The 3,621-nt window shown below is 73.0% G+C and carries 4 protein-coding genes; 3 read left to right on the top strand and 1 reads right to left on the bottom strand.

From position 1 onward, the window contains the following. The coding region (locus tag IH13_RS0102535) for a substrate-binding domain-containing protein (protein WP_031080659.1) at nucleotides 1-378 on the top strand (378 nt) is incomplete at its 5' end. 51 nt (nucleotides 379-429) lie between these two features. Here the strand turns inward: IH13_RS0102535 and IH13_RS0102530 are convergent. Next, nucleotides 430-1,755, bottom strand: coding sequence for a citrate synthase (locus IH13_RS0102530; protein ID WP_031080657.1), 1,326 nt, complete (start codon nucleotides 1,753-1,755; stop codon nucleotides 430-432). A 160-nt stretch (nucleotides 1,756-1,915) separates the two neighbouring features. Between IH13_RS0102530 and IH13_RS0102525 the strand changes: the two genes are divergently transcribed. Together IH13_RS0102525 and IH13_RS0102520 are read left to right on the top strand one after the other, a co-directional pair. After that, entirely contained in the window at nucleotides 1,916-3,079 is a 1,164-nt protein-coding gene (locus IH13_RS0102525; RefSeq protein WP_031080655.1) for a citrate synthase/methylcitrate synthase, read from the top strand. 23 nt (nucleotides 3,080-3,102) lie between these two features. Next, on the top strand, nucleotides 3,103-3,621 hold a 519-nt coding region (locus IH13_RS0102520), incomplete at its 3' end, for a CobW family GTP-binding protein (RefSeq protein WP_031080652.1).

Below are 3,621 nucleotides of genomic sequence, written 5' to 3'. Positions count from 1 at the left end.
GTGCCGGACGAGTGGGTGGCCCGGGCCATGTTCTCGCTGGAAGGCGGACAGGCCGCCGCCATGCGGCTGCTGGACCAGGGGGTCACCGGCATCATCTGTGCCAGCGACCCGCTCGCCCTGGGCGCGGTGCGCGCCGCGCGCCGCCGGGGGCTGTCCGTGCCCGCGGACGTGTCGGTCGTGGGGTACGACGACTCGGCCTTCATGAACTGCACCGAACCCCCGCTGACCACGGTGCGCCAGCCCATCGAGGCGATGGGCCGGGCCGCGGTCGAGCTGCTGTCGGTGCAGATCGGCGGCCGCACGGTCCCCTCCGACGAACTGCTCTTCGAACCGGAGCTGGTGGTGCGCGGGTCGACGGCCCGGCCGCCCCGGAGCTGACCGCGCGCCGACGGCGTGGAGACTTCCCGCGGAATTTCCGGCCGCGTGTAGCTAATTTGCAAAACCGGTCCGCCCCGCCGGTCCGGGGAAGGGCCGCGGTGGCCGCGGGCCGTCGTACTGCCCGCTGGGCCGCATCCGCAGCGGCCGCTCGGCGTACTCCTCCAGGGCGTGGGCGATCCAGCCGACGGTGCGGGCCACCGCGAACACCGTTTCACCCGCGTCCGCCGGCATGCCGCAGGACACGGACAGGACCGCCAGCGCCAGGTCGACGTTGGCGTGCAGCGGTGCGTGGCGGGCGGTGGTGGCGATCACGTCGCGGGCGGCCTCCGCGGCGGCGGCGGTCCCGGGCACCTCGGCGAGCAGGCCGAACAGCACCTCGGCGCGCGGATCCTCGCCCCGGTACAGGCGGTGGCCCAGCCCCGGCACCCGGCGCCCCGTACGCAGATGGTCGGCGACGACCGGTGCCGCACTGCCCCGTTCCACGACCTCGGTCAGCATCCGGTGTGCGAGGCCGCTCGCGGCGCCGTGCAGCGGGCCCTCCAGCACGCCGAGCCCGGCGGAGACCACGGCGTACGGATGGGCATGGGCGGAGGCGGCCACCCTCGCCGCCAGGGTGGACGCCGCCAGGTCGTGGTCGGCCAGCAGGGAAAGGGCCGCCCCCAGTACGGTCAGTGACGCGGTGTCGGCGGGTACGCGCGAGAGGCGCGGCCACAGCCTGCGGGCCAGGGGGCCGTCCTCCTCGTCGTCCAGCGGCTGTCCGCCGGCCGGCGGGAGCGAGCCCACCATCGTGGGGATCAGGCCGCGAGCGCTGTTCAGCACCCCGGGTGGCGAGAGGTCGAAGCGGAGCGGATCCGCGGAGGCGGCGGCCACCACCGCCACCCGCAGCCGGTCCGTCGAACCGCTGTGCTCCGGCAGGGACGCCACGGCGCGCCGTGCGGCGGCCAGGGACTCGTGCGGTGCGGCGAAACGGGCGCCCGCCGTGAGCTCGCCCGTCCAGACGAACTCGGCGACCTCCTCGAAGCTGCGGCGGCGGGCCAGTTCCGTCGCGTCGACACCGCGGTAGTAGTACCGGTCCTGCTCGATGAGCGTGACGCCGGTACGGATCACCGGCCGGCCGGCCGGGGGAGGGGCGGCCCGCTCCATGCGTCCGGTGCGCCGGACCAGCGCCTCCACCTCGGCCGCGTCGAACGTGCTGCCCCGACTGCCCGGGGTGCGCACGCTGCTGAGCTGCCCGCGGCTGACATACGCGTAGACGGTCTCGGGCTTCACGCCCAGCAGCTCCGCCGTCTCCCGGGTGGTGAGCCGACGGCCCGCGGGGGGAGTGCCGGGACCCGCCGCCTCGTCGGTGTCCGCTCCCCGGACTTCCTCTCGCGTCATGGGACCACCGTATCCATAGGCCGTCCGCAGGCATCGTGGCCTGAGCATTGATTCAATCAACATTGACGCATACTTGGTCAATCATTAATAGTCGAATCAATGCGTCAACTTCTCGGCGCAGCACACCGGAAGACCGAAGGAGTGTTCCGATATGCCTGGCATGCCTGCTCTGCGTGCTGACGCCACCCCGCTCGACGTGCCCCGGGGCCTGGCCGGTGTCGTCGTCACCGACACGGCGCTCGGCGACGTCCGTGGTCGCGAGGGCTTCTACCACTACCGCCAGTACTCGGCGATCGAACTCGCCCGGAAGCGCAGCTTCGAGGACGTCTGGTACCTGATGTTCCACGGGGAGCTGCCCGACGGCGCCCGGAGCGCCGGCTTCGCGGCCCGTGTCGCGGGCCTGCGGCACCTGCCCGCGGAGGTGAGCGCCGCGCTGCCCGGCATCGCCCGCGCCGGTACGCTTTCCGGTCCCCTCGCCGGACTCCGGACCGCGCTCTCCCTGCTCGGGTCCGGTGCCGGCCTGCGGCCCGTCTACGACCTCCCGGAAGACCGGCGACGCGAGGACGCGCTCGCCCTCTGTGCCGCGGTTCCCACCCTGCTGACCGCCCTGCACAGGCTCGGTGAAGGGCTCGAACCGGTCGCTCCCCGCGACGATCTGCCGTTCGCCGCGAACTACCTCTACATGCTCACGGGCACCGAGCCCGACGCCCCGCGCGCCCGGGCCGTCGAGCGCTACCTCGTCTCCACCATCGACCACGGCTTCAACGCCTCGACCTTCACCGCCAGAGTCGTCGCCTCCACCGGAGCGGACGTGGCCGCCTGTCTGGTCGCCGCCGTCGGCGCGCTCTCCGGGCCCCTGCACGGCGGCGCGCCCAGCCGGGCCCTGGACGCCCTGGACGCCATCGGCACCCCCGACCGCATCGACGGGTGGGTCCGCGAGCAGATCCTCGGCGGAGGCCGGATCATGGGCTTCGGGCACCCCGTCTACCGCACCGAGGACCCGCGGTCCCGCATGCTCCGCTCCGTCGCGCAGGAATTCGGCGGTCCGCTGGTCGACTTCGCCGTCGAGGTGGAACGGCAGGTCGAGGCCATCCTCGCCGAGCTCAAGCCGGGACGTGAGCTCCACACCAACGTCGAGTTCTACGCCGGAGTCGTCATGGAGCTGTGCGGGCTGCCGCGCGAGATGTTCACCCCCACCTTCTGCGTGGCGCGTACGGTCGGATGGAGCGCCAATATCCTGGAGCAGGCGGAGGACTCCAAGATCATCCGCCCGGCGGCCCATTACGCCGGGCCCCCGCCGCCCCAGCCCGTGCCGGCACCCTGACGCGACCCCGAGGAAGGCCCCCGTTGACCCCGCCCCCCGCCCCGCAGATCCCGGTCGTCGTCCTCGCGGGGTTTCTGGGGTCCGGAAAGACGACCCTGCTCAACCACCTGCTGCGCAACCGCGCCGGCAACCGGATCGGGGTGATCGTCAACGACTTCGGCGCCATCGAGATCGACGCCATGACCGTGGCGGGTCAGGTCGGTTCGACCGTGTCCCTGGGTGACGGGTGCCTGTGCTGCGCCGTGGACGCCGGTGAGCTCGACGCGTTCCTGGCCACACTGACCAAGCCGGCCGCCCGTCTCGACGTGATCGTCATCGAGGCGAGCGGCCTGGCCGAACCCCAGGAACTCGTGCGGATGCTGCTGGCCAGCGACAACCCCCGCGTCCGGTACGGGGGACTGGTCGAGGTGGTGGACGCCGCCGAGTTCCTGGACACCCGTGAGCGGCACCCGGAGCTCGGCCGTCACCTCACGGTGGCCGACCTCGTCGTCCTGAACAAGACGGACCGGGTCCCCGAAGCGCGGCTGGCGGCCGTGCGGGAG

The organism is Streptomyces sp. NRRL WC-3549 (genome assembly GCF_000721935.1).
Taxonomy (GTDB): Bacteria; Actinomycetota; Actinomycetes; order Streptomycetales; family Streptomycetaceae; genus Streptomyces.
The sequence above is the reverse complement of the archived record's forward strand: the minus strand, read 5'-3'. Positions and strand labels throughout refer to the sequence as shown.

Excerpts from the sequence above, each read along its gene's own strand:
- IH13_RS0102530 (WP_031080657.1), bottom strand. The coding sequence starts at position 1,755 with ATGACGCGAGAGGAAGTCCGGGGAGCGGACACCGACGAGGCGGCGGGT.
- IH13_RS0102525 (WP_031080655.1), top strand. The coding sequence starts at position 1,916 with ATGCCTGCTCTGCGTGCTGACGCCACCCCGCTCGACGTGCCCCGGGGC.